The following is a 23,819-nucleotide window of genomic DNA, read 5'->3' on the forward strand; positions in this document are numbered from 1 at the left end:
CCACCCCCACCTCCTCCCAGCGTTACCGCGCCGTCTGGCGCTGGCACTTCTACGCGGGCCTGTTCGTGGCCCCCGTCCTGCTGGTCCTCGCCACCACCGGCGCCATCTACCTCTTCAAGGAGCCGTTCGAGGAGTGGCGCTACCAGGACGTCCGCACCCTGGCCGAGCCGCCGGCGGCGGCCCCGCGGCCGCTGGCCGAGCAGATCGCCGCCGCCCGGCGAGTACGCCCCGACGCGCCCGTCATGTCGGTCATCCCGCCGACGTCCCCCGGCCGCTCCACCCGCGTCATCCTCCAGGGCGCCGACTCCGGCCCCTGGGCGCAGGGCATCTCCGTGTACGTCCACCCCGCCACCGCCGCCGTCCTGGGCCGGATCGACGACAGCGCCACGTTCATGCGCGTCGTCCGCACCATCCACGGCGAGCTGATGTCCGGCACGGTCGGCGACCGGGTAGTGGAGATCGCCGCGTGCTGGGCGCTGATCCTCGTCGCCACCGGCACCTACCTGTGGTGGTCCGGCCGGGCCGCCCGCAACCAGGCGCGGCGGAAGGCCCGCAGGTCACCCCGGATCCGGCTGCGCCGCCTGCACGTGCTGACCGGGGTCGGCGGGGGCGCGGTGGTCGTGTTCCTCGTCCTGTCCGGACTGCCCTGGTCGGGCGTGTGGGGCGACGGGCTGCAGCGGATCCAGGACCGTACCGGCTCGACCTACCCGAGCGCCGACGACTTCCCGCACACCTCCACCCCGCTCCTGTCCGGGGACCTGTCCGCCAATCCGGACTCCAAGGTGCCGTGGGCGGCGGAGCGGCTCCCCGTACCCGCCTCCCAGGACGGGCACGCGGGCCACGGCGGCGGGCACGGCGTGCTGCAGCCCGGCGCCGTACCCGTCGAGAACGCCCTGGCCGCCGCCCGGCCCGCGATCACCGCGTGCCCGCCCGCCGAGTGCGACGTCAAGGTCCTGCTCCCGGACGGCCCGCAGGGCGTCTACACGATCGTGACGGACCCGCGCCGCGACCCGTCGGCCGCGCAGACGCTGCACGTCGACCAGTACAGCGGCCGGGTCCTGGTCTCCTACGGCTGGGCCGAGTACGGCGTCATGGCCAAGGTCGTCGAGCAGGGCATCGCGTTGCACGAGGGCCGCAGGTACGGCCCCGCGAACCTGGTGATCATGCTCGGCGCCTGCCTGACCCTGATCACGCTCGTCGTCACCGGCGCGTGGATGTGGTGGAAGCGCCGCCCCAAGGGACGGGCCGGCGCGCCCGCCCGCGCGACCAGCAGGCGGACGGCGTACGGCGTGATGGGGATCATGGCGGTGCTCGGCCTGCTGTTCCCGCTGGCGGGCGTCACGATGGTGGTCGTGCTGCTGCTGGATTGGCTGGTGCTGCGGCGCGTCCCGGCGCTCGCCCGCGTGCTCGGCTGAGCGCGGCCCGGGAGCGGGTCAGCTGCCGGGGCCGAGGCTCCTCGCTGCCCGTAAGCGGCTGCTGCCCGCTCATTCGTACACCCGCCGGGCCGCAAAAAGCGTCCGGCCCGGATCCCCCGAGATGGGCGGATCCGGGCCGGGCGGCAGGTCAGGCCAGGAGGGTGGCCACGGCCAGCGCGGGCTCCGGGTGGGCGGTCAGCAGGGCGTTCACCTCCCGGTGGGAGGACCCGCCGGCGGAGGGCGCCCGCCACTCCCCCTCGCACCCGAGCAGCTCCGCCACCGCGTCGCAGGCCGCGGGGTGCCCCACGAGCAGCGTCGTCACCGGCCCCGACGCCACCGCCGCGGACCCGGCGGCGGCCGGACGGGCCGGTCGCGCCGACCACGGCGGCATCCAGGAGTCCACCGCCGCCAGCGAGCCGGGGAACGTGCGCCCCGCCTCGCGGACCAGCACCGGCATCAGCTCGCCCGCCTGATCCCGCAGCGTCGTGATCAGCTTGGGCAGCCACGGCAGCAGCACGTTGTCGGGCAGCCGCCCGAACGCCTTGGTGATCACCTCCACCACGAACCCGGTGAGCGCCGGAGCAGGCTCCATGGCCTGCACGAAGCCCATGATGTAGTGCGGGAACGACGAGATGACCAGCGGGTTGGCCAGCAGCTCGTCCACGCGGGAGCGCAGCTCGGCCACCGGCAGCAGCCCGAGCTGGTGCCGGGCCGCCCACAGCAGCGCCACCTTGGCCGGCGACTCCGGATGCGACTGCTTCACCGCCAGCTCGAGCTGGGCCCGGTCGCAGCCCAGCGCCAGCGCGAGGCTCTCCATCGAGAACAGGAATCCGAGCATGGCCGCGACCTGCCGCACCCCGGTGTCGTCGGCAACGAAGGCCGTCGGCAGCAGCGTGCAGTAGTGCGCGTAGCCGGAGGTCGCGAACTCCTCGCACCAGGCCGGCAGCTCGGGCTCGTTGGCCCGGTAGTAGGCCATCAGCCGGCGGATCCTGCGCAGCACCTCGGGCGCGTCGTCCACGCTCCGCTCCGACTTGAGCAGCTCGACCGCCCGCGCCCCCAGCTCGTCGGCGAAGCGCCGGCTGCCCAGGAACAGCACCGCGTCCTCGACCGCCGCCAGCGCGACGGCCGCGGTGGCCTTCGGGTCCCACACCGAACGCCGCAGCCGCTGCTCCAGCACCTGCTCGATGGTGACGCCCTCGTAGCCGAGCTCGATGATCGAGCGCTGGTGCTTGCCGAACGACAGGTCCCAGCTCTCCTGGATCGAGCGCTCCCCCAGCCGGCGCTCGCCCATGATGGGCCGGACGGCGTCGGACGGCAGCAGGTAGCGCAGCATCCACAGCAGGTCGGAGCAGGGCACCAGCTCGGGGCTGGCGTTGAGGTCGAGCAGCGCCCGCTGGATCGTGCGCTTCTCCAGGTCGAGCCCGAGCGGCGCGAGCCGGTCGTAGACGTTCCTGGCCAGCGGGGGCAGCGCGTCGTAGCCGACCTCCCCGACGCGGTCGCCGCCGAGCAGGATCTCGCACAGGCGGCGCACGTCGCGCCGTCCCGGCACGACGTCCTTCTCGATGCACGTGACGGCCGCGTCCTGGAAGTCGTACGGGGTGGGCCTGGCCCTGTTGCGCATGCCCGCCAGCAGGATCGAGGTCTCGAACACGGCGATGGCGTCGGCCGTGCTGGCCAGGTATCCGTTGCGGCGGGCCAGCCGGACGATGTCGACGCTCCACCCGAGCAGCTCGGCCTGGTCCAGCTCGTCGAGGACGGGCGGCCGCGACAGGAACCCGGTCAGCCGGTCGGTCACCTCCTCCTGCGGCACCGGCGCGGGCAGCTTGGCGGGCCGCTTGCGCGCGCCCTTCTGCCCGGCGAGCTGGAACGGGGTGAGCTTGCTGCGCGTCAGCGACTTGGCCCAGGTCGCCGCCGCGATCGAGACCGAGCCGGACGCCAGCCCGAACTGGGCCTCGATCGCCGAGTGGCTGGAGGGGATGAGCCCGTACAGCCACTTGGTGTCCGTGCGCGGGCTGATCTCGAAGGCGGCCGTGGACCGCACGCCGAACTGCTCGACCCGGCTGGCGGCGTGGAAGGCGCCGCAGACGTACAGGCAGTCGGCGGGGTCGGCGCCGGAGGCGGCCAGGTGCTCGCGCATCCTGGTCCACATGTAGCGCTCGCGGTCCTCGTCCATGGCCAGCCGGTCGGCGTCGCGGCTCAGCCGGCGGAACAGGCTGCCGATCAGTACCATGACCTGGCGGTAGGTGCCGTAGTCCGCGCCGGAGAGCGGCTGCTCGACGTACTGGTCCCACCACTCCGACCAGTGGCGCACCTTGCCGTGGTGCAGCAGGTGCTCCTCCAGCTCGGCGAAGCGCGGCCGCAGGTCGCCGATCTCGACGCCCACGGCGTCGCCGTGCAGGCCCGCCTCCTCCTTGGGCTCCTGGGCGTCGTCCTTCGGCTCCTCCCCGGCGGGCGGCTCCTCCTCTGACTTCCACTGGAAGACGTGGTCGGAGGAGCGGTCGACCAGGACCAGCTCGACGCCCGGGGTTTCGAGCGCGTACGAGATGGCCTGGTATTCGGCCGACGCCTCCGTGATGGGCGCCACCACGCTGAGCGGCGCCCACGTCTTCGGGAAGCCCTCGATGTCGGTCGCGAACGCCTGCACCGCGACCGGCAGCCGGCAGTTGCGCAGCTCGGTCAGCAGCGGCTGCAGGTCCTCGCACAGCTCCAGGTAGATGACCTTCGGCTGCTTCTCGCGCAGGCGGCGCACCATGGCCAGCGCGGAGGCCGGCGAATGGTGGCAGACCGGGAAGATCTCCAGCTCCTCGCGCAGCGCCCGGTCGACGTCGTCCACCAGGCCCGACAGGATGCCGGACAGCTCGGAGGGCGCGCCGGCGAACGTGGTGGCGGCGTCGAGGAGCTGCTCGCGCAGCGAGCCGAACGGGCTCGGCCGCCCCGCGACGGCCTGCCCCGCGAGGGCCTGCCCCGTCACGGCCTGCCCCGCGCCGGGCTCCCCGGCCACGGCCTGCCCCGCTGGGGTCAGGCCGGAGGCGGTCTCGGGTGTGTGGCTCGTCATGAGAGCGTGGCGATGGCCTCGCGGCCGCCCTCGAGGAACTCCGGCCACTCCCCGCCGTCCTTCTTGCTGCGGGGCTCGACGACGCCGTGCCAGTACTTGTTCAGGATCGCCAGGTCCTCGGGGTTGCGCCGGGCCAGCGAGCCGACCAGCGAGCCGGCCAGCGTCTGCGCGCGCAGCGTGCGGTCGCCGAAGAAGTTGCTGTGCAGGATGGCGTCCTCCAGCACGCCGATCTGCTCGGCCGTGGACAGCGCCGACTCCAGCTTCTCGTCGTCGCTGGTGGCCGAGGCGGCGGCGGAGCGCAGGTCGGCGAAGCTCTGCAGCAGGATGTCGAGCAGCGTGGGCGGCAGGTCGAGCTCGATCTGGTGCCGGCGCAGCAGCTCTTCGGTACGGAAGCGGACGATCTCCGCCTCGCTCTTCTTGTTCGTCACGACGGGGATGCGGACGAAGTTGAAGCGGCGCTTCAGCGCCGACGACAGGTCGTTGACGCCCCGGTCGCGGCTGTTGGCGGTGGCGATGATGGAGAAGCCCGGCTGGGCGAAGACGATGTTGTCGTCGTCGAGCTCGGGGATGGAGACGTACTTCTCGGACAGGATCGAGATGAGCGCGTCCTGGACGTCGCTGGTCGAGCGGGTCAGCTCCTCGAAGCGGCCGATCACGCCGCCCTCCATCGCCGTCATGATCGGCGAGGGGATCATCGACTCGCGGGACTGGCCCTTGGCGATGACCATGGAGACGTTCCACGAGTATTTGATGTGGTCTTCGGTCGTGCCGGCCGTGCCCTGGACCACGAGGGTGGAGTTGCGGCAGATGGCCGCGGACAGCAGCTCGGCCAGCCAGCTCTTGCCGGTGCCCGGGTCGCCGATCAGCAGCAGGCCCCGGTCGGAGGCCAGGGTCACGATGCTGCGCTCGACGAAGCTGCGGTCGCCGAACCACTTCTGCGCGATCTCGCGGTCGAGGCCGTCGGAACGCTCGGAGCCGAGGATGAACAGCCTGATCATGCGCGGGCTGAGCCGCCACGAGAACGGCTTGGGGCTGTCGTCGATCGACTCCAGCCAGTCGAGCTCCTCTGCGTACTTCACCTCTGCGGGGGCGCGCAGCATATCGTCACTCATTTCGCGGGTCTCCTAGGTGAGGAAGTTCTTGAGCTCGAACACGAGCTTGCGGATGTGGCCTGAGATCACCGGGGTGCCCAGGTCCTTGAGTTTCTGGCGGTACCACGGATCGACGCTCGCCTGCCCGGAGCTGTTGACCGAGCCGACCGGGATGTACTTCACCCCGGAACGGTGCACCGCCTCGAAGTCGTTGATCAGCGATCGGTTGTCGTAGAAGTCGGAGATCCACACCATCACGGTGTTGCGCGGATCTGCGATCTTGGGCCTGGCCAGCGCCATCGCGGCCGTGCCGTCGGTGCCGCCGCCGAGCGTGGTGCGCAGCAGCACCTCGAACGGGTCGTGCACCCACGGCGTCAGGTCGAGCGCCCGGGTGTCGTAGGCGATCAGGTGCACGTCGACCTTGGGCAGCCCGGCGAAGATCGAGGCCAGGATGGTGCAGTTGACCATCGCGTCCACCATCGAGCCCGACTGGTCGACGACCACGATCAGGCGCGCGGGGGTGGTGCGGCGGGCGGTCTGCTTGTAGAAGAGCCGGTCCACGTAGAGCCGCTGGTCCTCAGGGCTCCAGTTGGTGAGGTTCTTCCAGATCGTGCGCTCGATGTCGAGGTTGCGGAAGACCCGCTTCGGCGGCACCGACCGGTCGATGACGCCCACGCTGGTCTTCTCGACCTGGGTGCGCAGCACCTCGGCGACCTCGTCCACGAACCTGCGGATCAGCGCCTTGGCGTTGGCCAGCGCGACCCCCGACAGGTTGGACTTGTCGCGCAGGAGCTGCTCGATGAGCGACATGCTGGGCGTGAGCTGCCTGGCCAGGTTGGGGTCGGCGAGCACCTCACGCAGGTGCATCCGCTTGACCAGGTCGCCTTCGATGCCCGCGAGCACCGCGGCCACCTCCTCGTCGCCCGGACGGCGGCGCAGCTCGCCGGGCTCGCAGCCCATGCCGCGCTCGAACCAGGCGGCGTCCTGCTTCCAGCTTTCGAGCTGCCCGGCGGTGACGTTTCCCGTGCCGGTCGAGAACACGTTGAGCAGCAGCTTGGAGACGAGCGCCGCGCGGCGCACCTCGTCGCCCGCCTCGTGCTCCTGCTCCGTCATCAGGCCGCGCAGCTCGGCGTCCAGATCGGGGAAGCGCTGCACCAGGTTGTCGACCGACACGCCGGGGTCGAGCAGCGCGGGTGGGAGGCCGAGGTCGTCGACGATGGCCACGCTGGCGGTCTCCAGCGCGGGCTGCTCGTCGGGGCTGAACAGCCGCGACAGCAGGCGCCAGTAGAGGACCTCGCGCCGGTTCTGGTCGGCGTCGGGGCCGGTGGCGGCGGGAGGGGTTTCGGATTCGCTCATTTCCGCAGCAACCGCCCTGCCCGCTCGCGCAGCACGGCGACGACGTCACCGGCCTTGGCCTCGGCCTTGACCACCTTGGGGTCGGTGGGACCGAGCGCCCAGTCGCCGTTGTGCGCGGCGACGGGCTTCTTCTTCACCATGGCCTGCACCGCCAGCGGCTGCAGCAGCCACCGGCCGCCGTCCCAGCGCATGAGCCCGACGCACGCCGTGGAGGCCGCGACCAGCTCGGGCGTGAGCGGCCCGCAGGCCGGCAGCCGGTCGAGGTCGAGGGCGAGCGAGCTGCCGCCCAGGTCGAGCGTCTCGCCGTCGATCTTGTAGCCCTCGACGAGCACGGGCTCCGCGATGCGTACGGGATGGCGGTCGAGCGGGGCCACCGGCGGCGCGACGGCGGCGGCGAGCCCCACCCGCGCGGTCGCGAACGGGTCGGCCTCCTCCCCCGCGCGCGCCCGGTCGTCGTGCCACACGAGGTCGCCGCCGGCCAGCAGCGGCATGTCGGTGACCTCCACGCTGCGGTGCTCGGCCAGCGCGCCCAGCAGGACGGGGTGGCCGCCCAGCAGCCGCCACACGGCCGGGCCCGCGATCGTGTCGACCTTCGCCGCGGCCACGCTGGTGCGCACCAGCCGGGCGGGCGCGCCGCCCGCGGGCTCCAGGATGCCGTGCACCTGTACGCGCACCACGGTGGCGTGCTCGTGCACGTCCGCCCCGAGGATCAGCAGCCGGCCCGACACCTGCTCGGCGCCGCCGTTCCAGGCGCCCTTCTGGGACAGCAGCAGGGCGCGCGTCCACAGGTCGGCCCACCTGCGCGCGGGCAGCCGCTCCATCGTGCCGACCGGGGACGAGGCCCGCAGCTCCGCCGCCAGGCCGTCGAGCAGCACGGCGAGACCGCGCAGCGCGGGCGCGGCGAGCAGCGCCTCGATCGTCTGGTCGGAGGAGGTGACGAGGTCGTCGTCAACGCCGCGCCAGCCGGAGATGGCCAGCTCGCGCAGCCAGCCGCGGCATCCGGCGAGCAGGTTGGCGGCCGCCTCGGGGCCGGCCGCGGCCGGCTCCCACGCCGCCCGCGTGCGGCCCAGTGCCGCGTCGAGGCGGCCGAGCAGGGCGTCGTGCACCGCGCCCAGCAGGGCTGCGCGGGCCCCCGCCAGCGCCGCCAGGTGCTCGTCGCTGATCGACCCGGCGCTCACCTTCTCCACGGCCTCGGCCGCGCGCTCGCCGATCGGCCCGGCCGCCACGGCTCCCGCGAGCGCGGCCAGCGCCGCGGCCGGCTCCTCACCGAGCCGGGCGAACCCGTGCGTCAGCGCGCCGTCGAACCCCGACACCAGGTCGAGCGCCTCGTCCACCCCCTCGGGGACGCCGCCGAGCACCTCACCGAGCTGTACGTCGAGCATCAGCGCACCACCCTCGTCGCGGGGAACCAGTGGAGCTCGGCCAGGGGCTCGGTGCTGTCGGGCACCTCGAGATAGGCCAGGTGGCGCAGGAACCGGCTGAACACCACGGCCGCCGGAGTGCGCTCGGGCTGCCCCTTCAGGCAGCTCATCAGGGATCCGCCGTCGGGCACCTCGACCCGCAGGTAGCGGGCCACCCGGTCGAGCCCGTACTGCACGACCGCCTCGTCGGCGAGCAGCCGCAGGTGCTTGCACGCGTAGCCGTGCAGCGCGCCGCACGGCCGGTTGTTGTTGGTGCTGCAGCTCAGAGCATGGGTGCCGGCGGCGATCGACGAGACGTAGACCCGTTCGATGTCGGATCCGCTCGACACGACGCCCTGCAGCCGGCCGTCCGCCAGCTCGACGAAGGGCACCTTCGCCAGCTTGCGTGGCTCGACCGGCGGCACCACCCGCACGACGCTACGCCGCTCCCACGCGGTTTCGTCCGCGTCCACGACCTCAGAACCTCCGCCCCGCAGCTCACGAGCGCAGGCGGGAGTGCCCGCGCCTTCGCGAACGGCTGATCAATGATCCGGGAACTTACCCGACCCCACTGACAGATCGGGTCTAAACGATCAAAGCGCGGGAGCGCCGCGATCGCCGTTCACGGCTTCCAGCACGGCGTGCGCGGTCAGCTCCGCGCCCGCCAGCACGGCGGTGACCTGGCCCTTCCTGATCACCATGACGCGGTGGCAGATCCCGGCCAGCTCCCGGGGGTCGCTGGAGGCCAGCAGCTGTACTGTGCCCGCCGCGGCGAGCTCGCCCATCAGCGCGTAGATCTCGGCCTTGGCGCCGACGTCGATGCCCCTGGTCGGATCGTCCATGAGCAGCACGGACGGGCGGGCAGCCAGCCACTTGGCGAACACGACCTTCTGCTGGTTGCCGCCGGAGAGCTGGTCCACCGCCTGATCCATGGATCGCGCTCGTGCGCCGACCCGGCCGGCGAGCGCCTGGGCCGACTCCCGCAGCGCCCGCCGCGTCAGCCACCGGCCGAGCCGGCCCAGGCTGACGGCGTTGACCTGGACGATGTTCTCCCAGACCGGCTTGTCGGCGGTGACCCCGACGCCCCGGCGGTCGCCGGAGATGAGGCCCACCCCGGCCTGGACGGCGGCGCGCATCCCCGGCCGGCGCGGCCGCCGCCCGCCGGGCAGCTCGACCCGGCCCGAATGGGGGGCGAGCGCGCCGGCGATCACGCGCAGGACGTCGGTGTGGCCGGAGCCGACGAGCCCGGCGATCCCGAGGATCTCGCCGGGCGCGGCCTCCAGGCTGACTCCAGGCTGACCTCCCGCAGCCGCCCCGGCACGCTCACCGAGACCAGCCGCAGCACACCCGCGCTTCCGCCCGCGACGTCCTCCGAGCCACCGCCGGGAGGGTTCCCAGCGGCGCCCTCAGCGGCATCCCCGGCGCCGCGGGCCGGGGGTGACGGGGGAGGCGCGCAGGGCCGGGGCGTGTTCGCCGGGGTTGAGCGTCATGACGCCGACCCCGTCCTTGGCGGTGGCGATCACCTGCTGGAACAGCCCGACCTCGGCCTGCCCGTCGGGCCCCGGCGGCGCGACGACCTGGACGTCGGCGCCCAGCTCCTGCCCGGCGTACTTGGCGCCCTCCACCATCTCCTGCGAGAAGTTCAGGTTGGCCGCCGCGGCGACGAAGGCCACGTGGACGTCCTTGGCCGCGCGCCCGCTCGCGGCGGGTCCGGCCGCGGGCGCCCCTTCCCCGGTGCTGCAGGCGACGGCGAGACCGGTGAGCGTGACGAGAGCGAGAGCGGCGGCCGTCCGCCGGGGGCGAGCGCTCATGATGGCTCCGATCAGGTGGGGGTACGAGCGTCCGAGCGCCTCCTGAGCAGGCTCGCGAATCCGACGGCGAGCAGGATGACGGCGCCCGTGGTGAAGTCGTTCCAGTTGATGTCGATGCGGAAGTAGGCCAGGGCGGTCCTGACGACCTCCAGCGGCACGGCCCCCAGCGCCGCCCCCATCACGCAGGCCCGGCCGCCGTGCAGCGGGGTGCCGCCGATCACGGCGGCGGCTATCGCCTGCAGCTCGTACCCCGAGCCCGCGTTGGGGTCGGCGACCCCGAAGTAGCCGAGGGTGAGCGCCCCCGCGATCCCGCCCATGACCCCCGCGAGCACGAACACCTGCAGCCGCACCCCGCGGATCGGGATCCCGCTGAACCTGGCCGCCTCCGGATTGCTGCCGATCGACCGGATCCGGTAGCCGAACGGGGTGTTGCGCAGGGTCACGGCCAGCACGGCCACGACGATGGCGAGGGCCCAGAAGTTCATGCCGAGCCCCAGCAGCTTCCAGCCGAAGAACCTGGAGAACGGGTCGGTCAGCGCCGCCCCCAGGACCTGCTTGCCCTCGCTCAGCCGGTGCGTGAGCCCGCGGTAGGTGGACAGGGTGGCGAGCGTGGCGACGATCGAGGGTAATCTGAGCAGATCCACGAGGACGCCGTTCACCAGCCCGAGCAGCGCGCCCGCGGCCACGCACGACACCGCGGCGAGCCACGGGTGCAGGCCCGCGCAGATGAGCAGCGCCCCGCACAGAGCTGACAGTCCGAGTACGGACCCGACAGAGAGGTCCAGCTCCCGCATCGCCAGCAGATAGGCCATCGCGCAGGCCAGCACACCGACCACGGCCGCCTGGTTGAGCACCTGGGAGAGCTGCCCGAACTCCAGGAACGTGGCGTCCCGCGCCCCCACCACCAGCACGAGCACGACCGTCGCGATGAGGACCCCGGTGAAGTCCTGCCGCAGCAGGGCCCGGGCCCCTGACCGCAGCCCGTTCACTGGACGGCGCCCTTGGGGAGAATTGTCGATAATATTGTTGACCAAGGTGCGTCTACACAAGGGCGGGAGGATTCCGTGACCTCAGAGTCCCGGCTGGAGGAGCCGCTGACCGACCGGATCAGGGCGGTCATACTCGGCGGGGACTTCGTGCCCAACCAGCGGCTGGTCGAAGCGGACGTGTGCGAGCAGTTCGGCACGACGCGGGCGGCCGTGCGCACGGCGTTCAAGGAGCTGGCCGGCGAGGGCCTGGTCGAGATCCTGCGTAACAAGGGGGCCCGCGTCCGGGCGATCTCCAAGGCCGAGGCCATCGAGATCACGGAGGTGCGGATGGTGCTGGAGGGCCTGTCGGCCGCCAAGGCCGCCGAGCGGGTCACCCCCCGGCAGGCCGAGGACCTGCGGGAGACCGTAGCCGCGATGCGTGCCGCCGTGGAGGGCAACGACCTGGACCGGTATTCGGAGCTGAACGCGGTCCTGCACGCCAAGGTCCGCGAGATCGCCGACCACCGCACGTCGGCGTCGATCATCGAACGGCTCGGGGCGCAGGTGGTGCGGCACAAGTTCCGGCTCGCCCGGCAGCCGGGGCGGGCGGCGGTGTCGTTGCCGCAGCACGAGCTGATCGTGGCGGCCATCGTGGCCCGTGACCCGGAGGCCGCGCAGACGGCCATGCAGCAGCACCTGCGCAGCGTCGCCAAGGCCCTGGAGGCGACCACCGACTGATCCACCCGACCCGCCGACCAATCCGACGGGCCCGATGGCCGATCCACCCGGCCCGACGGCCGGTCCGACGGGCCCGATGGCGGGCGACGGCGGCAGGCTCGGCCGGGATCTTGAACGCCGGTCCGGCCGGCTTCGCCGTGGTCGCGCGGCACCGCTTTGGGCTCGTCCATGCGCTCTCTCCGGTCCGCCCGTATCGTTGACAATATTGTCGTTTATCAAGGTCTACTAGCCCGAGATTTGCCGCTTCCCGCAGATTGCTGATGAAAGTGTTGACAATCTGGTCGTCTCGCTTTTAGCGTCGGCGGGTGACCTCGGCAAAGACCACTCCGCGCACCCTCTTGGTGATTAGCGCCCACGCCGGCGACTTCGTCTGGCGGGCAGGCGGCGCGATCGCCCTGGCCGCCGCCCGCGGCGAGCGGGCCAAGGTGGTCTGCCTCAGCTTCGGCGAGCGCGGCGAGTCCGCCAAGGCGTGGCGCGCGGGCCGCACGCTCGACGAGATCAAGGCGATCCGCCGCGAAGAGGCCGAGAACGCCGCCACGACGCTGGGGGCCGAGATCGAGTTCCTGGACGCGGGCGACTATCCCCTCGTGGAGACCACGGAGCTGGTGGACCGCCTGGTGGGCGTCTACCGGGAGCTCGCGCCCGACGTGGTGCTGACGCATCCGCTGGCGGACCCGTACAACGGCGACCACCCGGCGGCGGCCCGCATGGCGCTGCAGGCGCGCGTGCTCGCGCAGGCCGCCGGCTACGACGCGCCGGGCGAGCCGCTCGGCGCGCCGCCGGTGTTCTTCTTCGAGCCGCACCAGCCCGAGCAGTGCGACTTCAAGCCGGACGTGCTGCTCGACATCACCGCCGTCTTCGACAGGAAGCGCAAGGCGATGGAGTGCCTGCCGGCCCAGCAGCACATGTGGGACTACTACACCGACCTGGCCAAGCGCCGCGGCGTCCAGCTGCGCCGCAACGCGGGCCCGAACCTGGGCCTGCCGCACGACACCATGGGCGAGGCGTACATGCGGCTGTATCCGCAGGTGACAGGCGTGCTCGAGTGACAGTGAAGACGACGGAAAGGTTCGGGGGCGGTCATGGCTCGGTTCGATGACGGCGTGCGGTGCATGCTGATGCGCGGCGGCACGTCCAAGGGGGCGTATTTCCTGGCCGACGACCTGCCGGCCGACCTCGAGGAGCGCGACGACCTGCTCCTGCGCATCATGGGCAGCCCCGACCCGCGCCAGATCGACGGCATCGGCGGCGCGCACCTGCTGACCAGCAAGGTCGCCGTGGTCTCCGCCTCCGCCGGCCGGCCGGCCGCGACCGACCTGGACTACCTCTTCCTCCAGGTGGACGTGGACGGGGCGACGGTCTCCACGCGCCAGAACTGCGGGAACCTGCTGGCCGGCGTGGGCCCCTTCGGCGTCGAGCGCGGTCTCGTCCGGCCCGCCGACGGGCACACCGACGTCCGCATCCGCCTGGTGAACACCGGCGGCGTCGCCACCGCCCGCTTCGGCACCCCCGGCGGCCGGGTCGAGTACGCGGGCGGCACGGCCATCTCCGGCGTCCCCGGCACGGCGGCCGCCGTGGTGCTCGGCTTCGAGGACACCGCCGGCTCCAGCACCGGCCGGCTGCTGCCCACGGGCCACGAGGTGGACGTGATCGACGGGATCCGGGTGACCTGCGTCGACAACGGGATGCCGGTCGTCGTCGCGGCGGCGGAGGATCTGGGCATCACCGGCTACGAGTCCTACGAGGCGCTCGCGGCCGACGCCGGGCTGCTCAGGCGCGTGCAGTCGCTCCGCATGCAGGCGGGCAAGCTCATGGGGCTCGGTGACGTCGCCGCGGAGTCCGTACCGAAGACCACGCTGGTCGCGCCGCCCAGGGAGGGCGGCGTGCTGTGCACGCGGACGTTCATCCCGGTCCGTCCGCACACCGCGATCGGGGTGCTGGGCGCCGTCAGCGTGGTCACCGCCGCGCTGCTGGAGAACGGCGTGGCGAGACGGTACGCGCACCTGCCCAGGACCGGCAGCCGGATGGCCGTCGAGCATCCGACCGGCCTGCTGGAGGTCGAGGTGGAGCTGGACCTGTCCACCAGCCCGCCCACCGCGGTACGGGCCGCCAACGTGCGCACCGCGCGCAAGCTCTTCGACGGGATGGTCTTCCCCCGTCCCCGGGCCGACGGAGGATGGGACGCGTGACCGCCCTGCTGCACGACATCGCCCACATCGGACACGTGGAGCTGCTCACGCCCGAGCCGGAGCGGAGCCTGTGGTTCTTCACCGAGATCCTCGGCCTGACGCGGTGCGGCGCGGACGGCGACTCGGTCTACCTGCGCACCTATGACGACTACGAGCACCACAGCCTGACGCTGACGGCGCACCGCACCCCGGGCATCCGCGCGACCTCGCTGCGGGCCAGCAGCCAGGAGGCGCTGGAGCGCAGGGTGCTCGCCGTCAAGGACGCCGGGCTCGGCCTCGGCTGGCGCGACGGGGAGCCGGGGCGCGGGCCGACGTACGCCTTCCACGACCCCGACGGCCACGAGCTGCGCATCTACTGGGAGTCGCAGTGGTACGAGGCGCCGCCGGAGCTGCGTCCCGCGCTGAAGAACCAGCCGCAGGCGTTCCCCGGCCACGGGGTCGGCGTGCGTCGCCTCGACCACATCAACTTCCTGGCCGCCGAGGCCGCCGCCAACGGCGCCTTCGTGCGCGACGTGCTCGGGGCCCGCGTCACCGAGCAGATCATGCTGGACAGCGGCCGGATCTCCGCCCAGTGGCTGCACTTCGCGAACAAGTCCTACGACCTCGTCTACACCGACGACTGGTCGGGCGCGTCGGGGCGGCTGCACCACATCGCGTTCGCCACCAACACCCGCGAGGACATCCTCAGGGCCGCCGACATCTGCCTGGAGAACGGCGTCTTCATCGAGACGGGCCCGCACAAGCACGCCATCCAGCAGACCTTCTTCCTGTACGTCTACGAACCCGGCGGCAACCGCATCGAGCTGTGCAACCCGCTCACCAGGCTCATCCTGGCCCCCGACTGGCGCACCATCACGTGGACGGAGGCCGAGCGCGCCAAGGGCCAGGCGTGGGGGCTGAAGACGATCCCGTCCTTCCACTCGCACGGGACGCCACCGATCCAGGCGGCCGAGTCAGCGGTGGACGATCAGCCAGGTCGCGACGGCGGTGACGCTGCCTGAGCGGTTGCCGATGATGTGCGGGCGGCTGCACGGGAACGTGATCGAGTCGCCCTTGGAGAGCGTGACGACCTCCGACTCGAACTCGATGGTCAGCTCGCCCTCCGTGACGGCGCCGACCTCGTACCCCTCGTGCTTGAGGAAGCGCCCGTGCGCGGTCGAGACCGCGCCGGGCGGATAGACGGACTCGAAGAACTCCACGTCCCGCGTCGGCGCGGGCGACAGCCTGCGGAACGTCACGCCGCCGCCGAGCCGGATCGGCGCGACCTCCCATGCCCGCCTGATCGCGAAATCCTCGCCGGGGGCCGCCGACGCGGCGTCGCCGCGCGGCTCCTTGTCCTCCGGCATGTCGAACACGGCCGCCAGCGGCGCTCCGATGGCCGAGACGTAGGCGATGAGCCGGCTCACCGAGGGCCGCATCGTCCCGCGCTCGATCTGCGACACCGCGCTGGCGGAGATGCCCAGCTCCCGCGCCACGGCCCGCAGCGACTTGCCCGACTCGGTGCGCAGTGCGCGAAGCCGCCGGCCGAGGCGCTCGTTGCTGACCGCTTCCAGGTCCGTAGGGCTCTCCATGGCCTCCACACCAGTTGTCACAGGGGATTAACACGCGCGCAATTGGCGCCCGGCCGTCAAGTAATAGGTTAACAACGAGTGTTAAGCGGTTACTTAACACCAGACGGCTCTCACCCCCCAAGGATGCCGCAATGACCGAACCCACCGCGCCTGTCACCGCGCCTGTCACCGCGCCTGCCACCGCGCCTGCCACCGCGCCTGCCACCGCGCCTGCCACCGCGCCTGTCACCGCGCCTGCCACCGGGTCCGTCACAGGGTCTGTCACCGGATCGATCGACCAGACCCCGCCACCGGCCTACGACCCACGGCTGACCAACGAGGATCTGGCGCCGCTGCGCGAGCAGACCTGGTCGTCGTACAACATCTTCGCCTTCTGGATGTCCGACGTGCACAGCGTCGGCGGCTACGTCACGGCGGGCAGCCTGTTCGCCCTCGGGCTGGCGAGCTGGCAGGTGCTGTTCGCGCTGCTGGCGGGGATCGTCATCGTCAACGTCTTCTGCAACCTGGTCGCCAAGCCCAGCCAGGTCACGGGCGTGCCGTACCCGGTGATCAACCGCGCCGTCTTCGGCGTGCTCGGCGCGAACATCCCCGCCATCGTGCGCGGCGCCATCGCGATCGCCTGGTACGGCGTGCAGACCTACCTGGCCTCGCAGTCGCTCATCATCATCTTCCTGAAGTTCTGGCCGGCCACCGCCGCGCTGAACGAGCCGAGCTTCCTCGGCCTGTCCGTCCTCGGCTACATCTGCTACGCGATCCTCTGGGTCGCCCAGGCGGCGGTGTTCTGGCGGGGCATGGACGCGATCAGGCGGTTCGTCGACTGGGCCGGGCCGGCCGTGTACGTGGTCATGGTCGTGCTCGCCGTCTACCTGGTGAGCCAGGCGGGCTGGGAGAACATCAGCCTGGACCTGTCGCAGGGCGACAGCCTCGGGTTCGGGGAGTCGATCCCGGTCATGCTCAGCGCGACCGCCCTGGTCGTGTCGTACTTTTCCGGACCGATGCTGAATTTCGGCGATTTTTCACGGTATAGCCACTCATTCAACGCCGTGAAGCGCGGCAACCTGCTCGGCCTGCCGATCAACTTCCTGTTCTTCTCCCTGCTGACCGTCATCACGGCGTCTGCCACCGTGCCCGTGTTCGGGGAGCTCATCACGGACCCGATCCACACGGTGCAGCGCATCGACACGCCCTTCGCCATCCTGCTCGGCGGCCTCACCTTCGTGATCGCGACGGTGGGCATCAACATCGTGGCCAACTTCATCTCACCGGCGTTCGACTTCTCCAACGTCAGCCCGCAGCGCATCAGCTGGCGTACCGGCGGGATGATCGCGGCGGTCGGCTCGGTGCTGCTCACACCATGGAACTGGTACAGCAACCCGGACGCGATCCACTACACGCTGGGCCTGCTCGGAGCGCTGATCGGCCCGCTGTTCGGGATCCTGATCGCCGGTTACTACATCTGCGCGCGGCAGCGGGTGGCGGTGGACGACCTGTTCACCCTCGACCGGGCCGGACGGTACTGGTTCAGCAAGGGGTACAACCCCAACGCCATCTGGGCCACCGTCGCGGCGGGCGGGCCCGCCATCGCCTCCGTGCTCGTGCCGAAGATGCTGCTCGACCTCGGCGTGACGACGGCCGACCTGACGTGGATCGCCGACTACAGCTGGTTCATCGGCTGCGGGCTCGGCTTCGTGGCGCTGGTCGCCCTGGAACGCCGCACCCCCAGGATCACCGCCGCATGACCCGCATCAAAGTGATCAACCCGAACACCGCCCTGGCCATGACCGAGTCCATCGGTCGTTGCGCCAGGGCGGTGGCGTCTTCCTCGACCGAGATCATCGCCGTCAGCCCACGCATGGGCCCGGAGTCGATCGAGAGCCACTACGACGAGGCACTGGCCGTCCCCGGCGTGCTGGCCGAGATCGCGGCCGGCGAGCGCGACGGGGTGGACGCGTACGTCATCGCCTGCTTCGGCGATCCCGGCCTGGACGCGGCCAGGGAGCTCGCGAGCGGGCCTGTGATCGGCGTCGCGGAGGCCGCGATGCACGCGGCCACGCTGGTCGGGCGCGGCTTCAGCGTGGTCACCACGCTGTCGAGGACCGCAGGCAGAGCCTGGGACCTCGCCCACAGGTACGGCTTCGCCGCCGCCTGCCGGGGCGTGCACGCGTGCGAGATCCCGGTGCTCGGCCTGGAGGATCCCGCCGCCCGCGCGACCGTGACCGAGCTGTGCGTCTCGGCCGTCGAGCGCGACGGGAGCGACTCGGTGGTGCTGGGGTGCGCGGGCATGGCGTCGTTCTGCGCCGAGGTGTCGCGCGCGACGGGCGTACCGGTGATCGACGGGGTCTCTGTGGCGACCAGGCTCGCCGAGTCGCTGGTCGCGCTCGGCCTGCGGACGGGCAAGCGCGGCGAGTACGCCCGTCCGAGGCCCAAGCGCTACTCGGGTTTACTCCGCGATTTCACGACCTGACCGGAATGTATTGACGCCTCCGCAGGCAGAGGCTACCGTCGTCTCATAATTAAAAGGAAACTTTACTAATAGTTTCCTAGGCATCCCACCCCCCATACACCCCCCAATCGGATGTCGGAGCATCATGAGACACACCATCCTGAGCAAGTCCCTCGCCGGGCTGGCGGCGTTACTGCTGCCCCTCACCGCCGCGGTCGCCGCCCCGGCCGGCGCGTACGGCGCCACCCAGTCAGCCACCCGGTCAGCTGCCCAGTCGGTCGCGGCCGCCGACGCCTGGGCCGCGTGGACGACGTACGCGACGGGAGCTCGCGTCACGTACAACGGCGTCGAGTACGAATGCCTCCAGGGCCACACCTCGCAGCCCGGCTGGGAGCCGCCGAACGTCCCCGCCCTGTGGAAGGTCGCGAGCGGCGGCGGCACCGACACCACCGCGCCGTCGGTGCCCGGCAACCTGCGCTCGACCGGCGTCACCAACACCAGCGTCACCCTGGCCTGGGACGCCGCCACCGACAACGTCGCCGTCACCGGCTACGAGATCTACCGCGGCACCACCCTCATCACCACCGTCACCGGCACCACCCACACCGACACCGGCCTGACCGCCAGCACCGCCTACACCTACACCGTCCGCGCCCGCGACGCCGCCGGCAACCGCTCAGCCGCCAGCAACGCCGTCACGGCCACCACCACGGGCGGCGGCGGAGGCGGGGGCAACAAGGTCCTCGGCTACTTCGTCCAGTGGGGCGTCTACCAGCGCGGATACCACGTCAAGAACATCGACACCAGCGGCTCCGCGGCCAAGCTGACGCACATCAACTACGCCTTCGGCAACGTGCAGAACGGCCAGTGCACGATCGGCGACAGCTACGCCGACTATGACCGCTTCTACCAGGCGGGCGAGAGCGTGGACGGCGTCGCCGACACCTGGGACGCCGGCGCGCTGCGCGGCAGCTTCAACCAGCTGCGCAAGCTCAAGAAGAAGTACCCGAACCTGAAGGTGCTCTTCTCCTTCGGCGGCTGGACCTGGTCCGGCGGCTTCGGCCAGGCCGCGCAGAACCCCACGGCCTTCGCCAACTCCTGCTACAACCTGGTCGAGGACCCGCGCTGGGCGGACGTCTTCGACGGCATCGACATCGACTGGGAATACCCGAACGCCTGCGGCCTGACCTGCGACACCAGCGGCCCGGCCGCGTTCAAGAACGTCATGTCCGCCCTGCGCACGCGCTTCGGCTCCGGCAACCTGGTCACCGCGGCCATCACCGCCGACGGCAACAACGGCGGCAAGATCGACGCGGCCGACTACGGCGGCGCCGCGCAGTACGTCGACTGGTACAACGTCATGACCTACGACTTCTTCGGCGCCTGGGCGGCGCAGGGCCCGACGGCCCCGCACTCGCCGCTCACCGACTACAGCGGCATCCCGATCGCGGGCTTCTACTCCGACAACGCGATCCAGAAGCTCAAGAGCAAGGGCGTGCCGTCGAGCAAGCTGCTGCTCGGCATCGGCTTCTACGGCCGCGGCTGGACCGGCGTCACGCAGGCCGCGCCGGGCGGCACGGCCACCGGGGCGGCGCCGGGCACGTACGAGGCGGGCATCGAGGACTACAAGGTGCTCAAGACGCGCTGCCCGGCCACGGGGACGGTCGCGGGCACCGCGTACGCCTACTGCGGCAACCAGTGGTGGAGCTACGACACGCCGGCCACGATCGGCGGCAAGATGAGCTACTCGAAGAACCAGGGCCTCGGCGGCGCGTTCTTCTGGGAGCTCAGCGGCGACACCACGAACGCCGAGCTGCTCACGGCCATGAAGAGCGGCCTCGGCTGATCTGAGGACCGTCAGGGCCGGCCCTCCCGCGGAGGCCGGCCCTGACCCGTCAGCAGGTCATTCCCCGCCGGCCATGAGCCGGCTGCCGGCTCGCCGGCGACGCCCGGACTGCCCGGGCTGGCCGGGCTGGCCGGGCCGGCGCCGAAGGCGTCGGCGCACAGCTGGGCGAACCACCCCACTCCCGGCAGCAGGAGGAACCAGCCGAGGATCGCCCATCCCAGGTGCAGGTGCTGGGCCACGTGGGCGAAGGCCGCCACCCCCTGTGCCCGCAGCCCGTCGGCCCGCTCGTAGGTCATCCGGCGCAGGCCGGCGGGATGGCTTTCGGCGGGCCGGATCCGCAGCGACGCCGGGCGGCGGCGGCCGATCCACCCGCCCACGTACGCACACCGCTCGCAGGTCGCGGCCACGTGGACGTCGGCGTGCGGCAGGCCGGCGTAGGGGCGGAGGCGGGGCAGCCAGGCACGTACGTGCGTGCGGTAGGTCGTCCAGCCGTCGCCGTACCGGGCGAGCAGTTGCGCGCCCTCGTGCCAGGAGGCCAGCCCGGCGCCGTAGGCGAAGCAGACGAGCGCGGCGGCGGCGAACCGGAGGTCGGCGACCGCCAGCACCAGGTAGGCGCCGGCCATGGAGGACTGCATGGGATTGCGCAGGTAGGCGTACGGGCCGCTGGTGACGAGGCGTTTCGGCGGGTCGTAGGGCACCGGTGTGCCCCCTCCTGAGATGGTGAACTCGCGGACGGCGGCCAGCCCGGTCACCAGCGGCACGGCGAGCACCTGCACCAGCAGCCCGAGCGCCCAGGCGGGCTGCCGCCACGCCCCGGTGAGCGCGATCGGGACGCCGAGCATGAGCCCGCCCGCGAGGACCACCTGCATCGACACCCGCCACGGCAGCCGTCGGTCGGCGGCGGTCCACCGGGCGAGGAGCAGCCCGGGGAGCAGGCCGAGCCCGATCGCGGCGGCCTCGCCGTACAGCCACTGCTCCCCCAGCACCACCACCGGCTCGGCCAGCGGCATCATCGCCAGGTCCAGCCAGGCGAGTACGGCGGCGACCAGCGGGAGCGGCTGGGCCCGCGCGGTGCAGGCGGGCAGCGCGCCCCAGAGCAGCGCCCAGCCGAGCAGGAGGTCGGCGGGGACGCCGGCCACGAGGGCGCCCCGAGCGCCGAACGTCCACCAGCCCATCCGCACGGCGACGACGTTCAGCGCCCCGAGGACCAGCAGGTTCCACGCGGTGGCGACGATCATCGCGGCGATGTCCCGCTGCCCGGGCCGCCGTCGCGCGAGCGCGATCCAGACGGCGGCCATCGGCGCGAAGAGCGCGACGCTCCTGATCAGCGCCGGGTCGTTCATGAGGTGAAGGTCCTGGCCAGGTAACCGGCCGCCTCGGAGACCGCGTACTGCTGGAGCGGGCCGAAGTACCAGCCGGGGTCGAAGGTGCGGCGGTAGGAGATGGTGACCGTCAGGCGCTCCGCGCTCCAGTCGAACGTGGCCTGGCGCAGGTCCATCCAGCGGGCGACGGTGGTGTCCTCGACCACGGCGAACACGGCGTGCCCCGGTGCGCGCTCGCTCACCCGCAGGGTCATGGACCTGGGCTCCAGCGCGGCGCCGATGCCGAGCGAGCGGCGGGGGGTGAAGGTGATCGTACGGGTGTCGCCGACGGCCAGGCCGGTGCCCTCGGACACGAGCGGGCGGGGGAAGCCGAGGCGCAGGAAGGGCGACTCGACGGGGCCGAACCGCGGTTGCCCGGCCAGCGCCCGTTCGACGTCCGCGCCGGCCACGGCCACGGTGACGCCGGCCTCGCCGGCCCGCGGCAGCGAGGCCGCGGTGCCCTCCAGCGCGGCGGCCATGACGAGCGGCACGAGGAGCAGGCTCATCCGCCCGTTGCCCAGGCGGCGCCGTGCCGCGTCGATGACCACCGCGACGATCGCGCCGACCAGGTAGAACAGCGGCGCGGCCATCAGCAGGCAGACGATCCCCTCACCGAGCAGCGGCCCGGCGAGGGCCAGCGCGACGGTCACGGAGGCCATGACCATGCCGACGGTGCTGCGGGGCCGCGCGGTCAGGGCGACGGTGACGGCGATCACGGCCGGTATCCCGACGTAGAACAACGCCGTCTGCTCCAGGTGGCCCGCGTGCAGGACCTGGTAGAGCAGCATCGCCGCGAACAGGGCGGCCAGGACCCCGGCCAGGATCCGTCTCGCCCTCTGCTGCGGCTTCCGTTCGGGCTCCACGACCACTCCTTCATCGAACGGTTTAACCAAGTGATTAAACTGTATGATGCAGATCTCGGAACGTGTCAAGAGGGGTGGGTATGGCCGCGAAGCAGCAGCCGGGGGCGGAGACCCGGGACCGCCTGATCGAGGCCGCTGCCGAGACGGTGCGCAGTCACGGCTACGCCGGCACCAGCGCGCGCGCCATCGCCACGGCCGCGGGGGTCAACTCGGCGCTGGTCTTCTACCACTTCGGCGGCGTCGACCCGCTGCTGCTCGCCGCGCTGGACCGGTCGTCGGAGCAGCGCATGGCGACCTACCGGCAGGCGGTGGACGGCTGCCGGACCTTGGAGGAGCTCGTCAAGACCGCGAACGAGATCTACCACGCCGATCTCGAAGGCGGGCACATCACGTTCTTCGCCGAAGTGGTCGGCGCCAGCATCGCCCGGCCGGAGCTGCGCAAGGAGATCACCGCGCGGGCCGAGCCGTGGATCGACTTCGTCGAGGAGGCCCTCGATCGGGTCATCGGCGGATCGCCGCTGGCCAGGCTGCTGCCGCCACGCGACCTCGCCTACGCGGCGATCACCTTCTACCTCGGGGTCAACCTCTTCACGCACCTCGACGCCGACCGCACCCGGACCCAGGCGCTGTTCGGCCTGGCCGAGCGGGTGGCGCCGCGCGCGCGGCTGCTCACCATGCGCTTCCCCAGCCGCCGCGGCCGGGGAAGCAAGCCCGCCGCACCGGACGAGCCCTGACGGGTCGGACGGGCTCTGGCACGCCCGGCGGGCCCCGACGCGTCGGGCGGGTCCTGGCGCTACGCGGTCACCCCAGCTCGGCCAGCTGCTCAGCCGTCAGCGACACGGTGGAGGCGCCCAGGTTCTCCTCCAGGTGGGCGATCGACGAGGTGCCGGGGATCGGGGCCATCACCGGGGAGTGCGCCAGCAGCCAGGCCAGGCTGACCTGCGCGGGCGTGGCCCCGACGGCCTTGGCGACGTGCTCGACGGGGCTGCCGGGCGCGGCCAGCGAGCCCTTGGCGATGGGGCTGTAGGGGATGAACGCGATCCCCTGCTCCGCGCAGTGCTCCAGCACGCCCTCGGAGGAGCGGTTGCTGAGGTTGTACCGGTTCTGGACGCCGGCGATCTCCACGACGCGGCGCGCGCGTTCCAGCTCGTCGACGCTCACCTCCGACAGGCCCACGGCGGCGATCTTGCCCTCGTCCCGGAGCGCCTTCAGCTCGCCCAGCTGGTCCTCCAGCGGCACCTGGGGGTCGATGCGGTGCAGCTGGAGCAGGTCGATCCGGTCCAGCCCGAGCCGGCGCAGGCTCATCTCGACCTCCTGCCGCAGGTACTCGGGCCGGCCCACGGCGTGCCACTGGCTCGGCCCCGTGCGGACGAACCCGACCTTCGTCGCGATCAGCAACCCCTCCGGGTACGGGTGCAGGGCCTCGCGGATGAGCTCCTCGCTGACGTAGGGACCGTAGGAGTCCGCGGTGTCGATGAGGTTCACGCCCAGCTCGACGACCCTGCGCAGGAGCCGGAGGGCTCCGTCGTGGTCGCTGGGCGGCCCCCAGACGCCGGGCCCCGTGATGCTCATGGCCCCGAAGCCGAGGCGGTGCACGGTCTTGCCGCCGATCGTGAGCGTGCCGGTGGACGGGAGCGAAATGGACATGCGGTTCCTCGCCTAGGGTGCGACGTTCCAAGTTCGGTATGCAACGGATACGTGGGTCAATCTTC

General features: G+C 71.9%; 21 protein-coding genes. 9 read left to right on the forward strand and 12 right to left on the reverse strand.

Going from position 1 to position 23,819, the window contains the following annotated elements; all coding sequences use genetic code 11:
- A partial coding sequence (locus ETD85_RS36665; RefSeq protein ID WP_138694417.1) for a PepSY-associated TM helix domain-containing protein occupies positions 1-1,415 on the forward strand: 1,415 nt, incomplete at its 5' end.
- Between the two features lie 148 nt (positions 1,416-1,563).
- On the opposite strand, the gene ETD85_RS36670 is transcribed toward ETD85_RS36665, so the two are convergent.
- The 8 genes from ETD85_RS36670 to ETD85_RS36705 form a co-directional block, all read right to left on the reverse strand.
- On the reverse strand, positions 1,564-4,470 hold the full coding sequence (locus tag ETD85_RS36670) for a DUF5682 family protein (RefSeq protein ID WP_240779662.1): 2,907 nt from the start codon (positions 4,468-4,470) through the stop codon (positions 1,564-1,566).
- A complete protein-coding gene (locus ETD85_RS36675) occupies positions 4,467-5,582 on the reverse strand; it encodes an ATP-binding protein (RefSeq protein ID WP_138694418.1) in 1,116 nt (371 codons plus the stop codon). The genes ETD85_RS36670 and ETD85_RS36675 overlap by 4 nt, the downstream gene beginning before the upstream one ends.
- A 12-nt stretch (positions 5,583-5,594) precedes the next feature.
- On the reverse strand, positions 5,595-6,917 hold the full coding sequence (locus ETD85_RS36680; RefSeq protein WP_138694419.1) for a VWA domain-containing protein: 1,323 nt from the start codon (positions 6,915-6,917) through the stop codon (positions 5,595-5,597).
- On the reverse strand, positions 6,914-8,299 hold the full coding sequence (locus ETD85_RS36685; RefSeq protein WP_138694420.1) for a hypothetical protein: 1,386 nt from the start codon (positions 8,297-8,299) through the stop codon (positions 6,914-6,916). Before ETD85_RS36685 ends, ETD85_RS36680 begins: the two co-directional genes overlap by 4 nt.
- Positions 8,299-8,790, reverse strand: coding sequence for a hypothetical protein (locus ETD85_RS36690; RefSeq protein ID WP_206059075.1), 492 nt, complete (start codon positions 8,788-8,790; stop codon positions 8,299-8,301). Before ETD85_RS36690 ends, ETD85_RS36685 begins: the two co-directional genes overlap by 1 nt.
- 120 nt (positions 8,791-8,910) lie before the next feature.
- Entirely contained in the window at positions 8,911-9,600 is a 690-nt protein-coding gene (locus tag ETD85_RS36695; RefSeq protein ID WP_138694422.1) for an ATP-binding cassette domain-containing protein, read from the reverse strand.
- Positions 9,601-9,723: 123 nt separating this feature from the next.
- Positions 9,724-10,128: a type 1 periplasmic-binding domain-containing protein gene (locus ETD85_RS36700; protein WP_138694423.1), complete on the reverse strand. Its 405-nt coding sequence runs from the start codon at positions 10,126-10,128 to the stop codon at positions 9,724-9,726.
- 11 nt (positions 10,129-10,139) lie between these two features.
- A complete protein-coding gene (locus ETD85_RS36705; RefSeq protein ID WP_206059076.1) occupies positions 10,140-11,117 on the reverse strand; it encodes an ABC transporter permease in 978 nt (325 codons plus the stop codon).
- 75 nt (positions 11,118-11,192) lie between these two features.
- On the opposite strand from ETD85_RS36705, the gene ETD85_RS36710 reads away from it, so the two are divergent.
- From ETD85_RS36710 to ETD85_RS36725, 4 genes are all read left to right on the forward strand, one after another.
- A complete protein-coding gene (locus ETD85_RS36710; RefSeq protein ID WP_138694425.1) occupies positions 11,193-11,834 on the forward strand; it encodes a GntR family transcriptional regulator in 642 nt (213 codons plus the stop codon).
- A gap of 305 nt (positions 11,835-12,139) precedes the next feature.
- The gene (locus ETD85_RS36715) at positions 12,140-12,883 is read left to right on the forward strand and encodes a PIG-L deacetylase family protein (protein ID WP_138694426.1); all 744 of its coding nucleotides are present in this window, start codon (positions 12,140-12,142) and stop codon (positions 12,881-12,883) included.
- Positions 12,884-12,916: 33 nt separating this feature from the next.
- Complete coding sequence (locus ETD85_RS36720) at positions 12,917-14,023, forward strand: 4-oxalomesaconate tautomerase (protein ID WP_138694427.1); 1,107 nt, start codon at positions 12,917-12,919, stop codon at positions 14,021-14,023.
- Positions 14,020-15,024 (forward strand): catechol 2,3-dioxygenase, encoded by a 1,005-nt coding sequence (locus ETD85_RS36725; protein WP_138694428.1) that lies wholly within the window; start codon positions 14,020-14,022, stop codon positions 15,022-15,024. Before ETD85_RS36720 ends, ETD85_RS36725 begins: the two co-directional genes overlap by 4 nt.
- Here ETD85_RS36725 and ETD85_RS36730 read toward each other — a convergent pair.
- Entirely contained in the window at positions 14,977-15,594 is a 618-nt protein-coding gene (locus ETD85_RS36730) for a helix-turn-helix domain-containing protein (protein ID WP_138694429.1), read from the reverse strand. The two genes, ETD85_RS36725 and ETD85_RS36730, sit on opposite strands and share 48 nt — an antisense overlap.
- Positions 15,595-15,725: 131 nt before the next feature.
- Here ETD85_RS36730 and ETD85_RS36735 point away from each other — a divergent pair, with 131 nt between their 5' ends.
- The 3 genes from ETD85_RS36735 to ETD85_RS36745 all read left to right on the forward strand — a co-directional run bounded on the left by ETD85_RS36735 (position 15,726) and on the right by ETD85_RS36745 (position 19,883).
- Positions 15,726-17,333, forward strand: coding sequence for an NCS1 family nucleobase:cation symporter-1 (locus tag ETD85_RS36735; protein WP_138694430.1), 1,608 nt, complete (start codon positions 15,726-15,728; stop codon positions 17,331-17,333).
- Complete coding sequence (locus ETD85_RS36740) at positions 17,330-18,058, forward strand: aspartate/glutamate racemase family protein (protein ID WP_138694431.1); 729 nt, start codon at positions 17,330-17,332, stop codon at positions 18,056-18,058. The genes ETD85_RS36735 and ETD85_RS36740 overlap by 4 nt, the downstream gene beginning before the upstream one ends.
- A gap of 124 nt (positions 18,059-18,182) precedes the next feature.
- Positions 18,183-19,883 carry a glycosyl hydrolase family 18 protein gene (locus ETD85_RS36745; protein ID WP_240779663.1) on the forward strand — a complete coding sequence of 567 codons (1,701 nt, stop codon included), beginning with the start codon at positions 18,183-18,185 and terminating at the stop codon, positions 19,881-19,883.
- An 11-nt stretch (positions 19,884-19,894) separates the two neighbouring features.
- Here the strand turns inward: ETD85_RS36745 and ETD85_RS36750 are convergent, their stop codons facing one another.
- Complete coding sequence (locus ETD85_RS36750) at positions 19,895-21,226, reverse strand: methyltransferase family protein (RefSeq protein ID WP_138694432.1); 1,332 nt, start codon at positions 21,224-21,226, stop codon at positions 19,895-19,897.
- Positions 21,223-22,107: a hypothetical protein gene (locus ETD85_RS36755; protein WP_138694433.1), complete on the reverse strand. Its 885-nt coding sequence runs from the start codon at positions 22,105-22,107 to the stop codon at positions 21,223-21,225. The genes ETD85_RS36750 and ETD85_RS36755 overlap by 4 nt, the downstream gene beginning before the upstream one ends.
- An 80-nt stretch (positions 22,108-22,187) precedes the next feature.
- On the opposite strand from ETD85_RS36755, the gene ETD85_RS36760 reads away from it, so the two are divergent.
- On the forward strand, positions 22,188-22,841 hold the full coding sequence (locus tag ETD85_RS36760) for a TetR/AcrR family transcriptional regulator (RefSeq protein WP_138694434.1): 654 nt from the start codon (positions 22,188-22,190) through the stop codon (positions 22,839-22,841).
- A 67-nt stretch (positions 22,842-22,908) separates the two neighbouring features.
- Here the strand turns inward: ETD85_RS36760 and ETD85_RS36765 are convergent, their stop codons facing one another.
- Positions 22,909-23,754 (reverse strand): aldo/keto reductase, encoded by an 846-nt coding sequence (locus tag ETD85_RS36765; RefSeq protein ID WP_138694435.1) that lies wholly within the window; start codon positions 23,752-23,754, stop codon positions 22,909-22,911.
- Between the last annotated feature and the right edge of the window lie 65 nt (positions 23,755-23,819).

Origin of the sequence: Nonomuraea zeae, from assembly GCF_005889725.1 — a bacterium.
GTDB classification, from domain to species: Bacteria; Actinomycetota; Actinomycetes; order Streptosporangiales; family Streptosporangiaceae; genus Nonomuraea; species Nonomuraea zeae.

Bases quoted from the DNA above. Each gene is read 5' to 3' on its own strand.
- ETD85_RS36670 (WP_240779662.1), bottom strand. From the start codon at position 4,470: ATGACGAGCCACACACCCGAGACCGCCTCCGGCCTGACCCCAGCGGGG.
- ETD85_RS36675 (WP_138694418.1), bottom strand. From the start codon at position 5,582: ATGAGTGACGATATGCTGCGCGCCCCCGCAGAGGTGAAGTACGCAGAG.
- ETD85_RS36680 (WP_138694419.1), bottom strand. From the start codon at position 6,917: ATGAGCGAATCCGAAACCCCTCCCGCCGCCACCGGCCCCGACGCCGAC.
- ETD85_RS36685 (WP_138694420.1), bottom strand. From the start codon at position 8,299: ATGCTCGACGTACAGCTCGGTGAGGTGCTCGGCGGCGTCCCCGAGGGG.
- ETD85_RS36700 (WP_138694423.1), bottom strand. From the start codon at position 10,128: ATGAGCGCTCGCCCCCGGCGGACGGCCGCCGCTCTCGCTCTCGTCACG.
- ETD85_RS36720 (WP_138694427.1), top strand. From the start codon at position 12,917: ATGGCTCGGTTCGATGACGGCGTGCGGTGCATGCTGATGCGCGGCGGC.
- ETD85_RS36730 (WP_138694429.1), bottom strand. From the start codon at position 15,594: ATGGAGAGCCCTACGGACCTGGAAGCGGTCAGCAACGAGCGCCTCGGC.
- ETD85_RS36735 (WP_138694430.1), top strand. From the start codon at position 15,726: ATGACCGAACCCACCGCGCCTGTCACCGCGCCTGTCACCGCGCCTGCC.
- ETD85_RS36740 (WP_138694431.1), top strand. From the start codon at position 17,330: ATGACCCGCATCAAAGTGATCAACCCGAACACCGCCCTGGCCATGACC.
- ETD85_RS36745 (WP_240779663.1), top strand. From the start codon at position 18,183: ATGAGACACACCATCCTGAGCAAGTCCCTCGCCGGGCTGGCGGCGTTA.
- ETD85_RS36750 (WP_138694432.1), bottom strand. From the start codon at position 21,226: ATGAACGACCCGGCGCTGATCAGGAGCGTCGCGCTCTTCGCGCCGATG.
- ETD85_RS36760 (WP_138694434.1), top strand. From the start codon at position 22,188: ATGGCCGCGAAGCAGCAGCCGGGGGCGGAGACCCGGGACCGCCTGATC.
- ETD85_RS36765 (WP_138694435.1), bottom strand. From the start codon at position 23,754: ATGTCCATTTCGCTCCCGTCCACCGGCACGCTCACGATCGGCGGCAAG.